1 protein-coding gene is annotated in these 963 nt (G+C 56.2%); it reads left to right on the forward strand.

Annotated elements, in window-relative coordinates; all coding sequences use genetic code 11:
- Window positions 1-246 precede the first annotated feature (246 nt).
- The coding region (locus tag MKK67_RS32800) for a response regulator transcription factor (protein ID WP_243968035.1) at window positions 247-963 on the forward strand (717 nt) is incomplete at its 3' end.

Genomic DNA, 963 nt, shown 5'->3' on the forward strand with positions numbered 1-963 from the left:
CCCGTCCCTGCCCTGTTTGCGACGCGCAACATTTCCCTAGCCACAGCCAGCACCGCGTATCTCCCACACAGTAGCGCAAAACATCTCTATATTGCAATCCCGAGTCGCATCGCATGTTGTTATACTGAATTGTTTTTTGACTTCTTTTCAGTTTTTGCGCGTCTAGTACATTAGTGTATTCGGGAGAGAGCTATAGTGAGAATATGTACACCCGGGGAGAACTCATCTCTAAAGTTCGATAGCAGTGTGCCGGGGCTTCATGCTGATGCCATTCTGGCTAGGCAGCATCTGAACCAGATCGAGTTGGGAACTGAGCCCACATTCGTCGTCATCGATCGGCGCCCGCTGATCGGCCAATGCTTTCTTGCTTCCCTGCGCGATGCCCGGCCGAACCTCGCTTTCAAGGGCTTCCCGAGCGTGGCCGCTTGGCAAGACACGGCGGCATCGACGTCGACCAGCACCGTTCTGCTATGCCTACCAGGCGGCAGCACACTTCAGGCGGAACGGGATCAGATCGCTCGGGAACTCGCCGAGATCCATGCCTACGCTCCGGGCGTGAGGGTGGCGGTCATGACCGACTACGAGAGCCCTGATCAGATCGTTCAGGTGTTGAAGCTCGGTGTCAAAGGCTACATCCCAACCAGCATCTCCCTTGAAGTGGCCATCCAGGCTCTGCACCTCGTGCGTGCTGGAGGCGTCTACATGCCAGCTGCATGTATGATGGGCCTTCTAGCGGGGATGGAAAGCACAACGGACCAAGTCCCGGAAGAGCACGAGTTCTCCCCTCGGCAGCTCAGCGTCGCCCGAGCCCTGCGTAAGGGTACGCCGAACAAGATCATCGCCTACGAGCTGAACATGTGCGAGAGCACGGTGAAAGTTCACGTCCGCAACATCATGAAGAAGCTGAAGGCGAAGAACCGCACCGAGGTCGCATACCTCACGAACCAATATTTTAGCAAAGAA

Source organism: Methylobacterium sp. J-072, from assembly GCF_022829425.1.
In the GTDB taxonomy this organism is placed as follows: domain Bacteria; phylum Pseudomonadota; class Alphaproteobacteria; order Rhizobiales; family Beijerinckiaceae; genus Methylobacterium.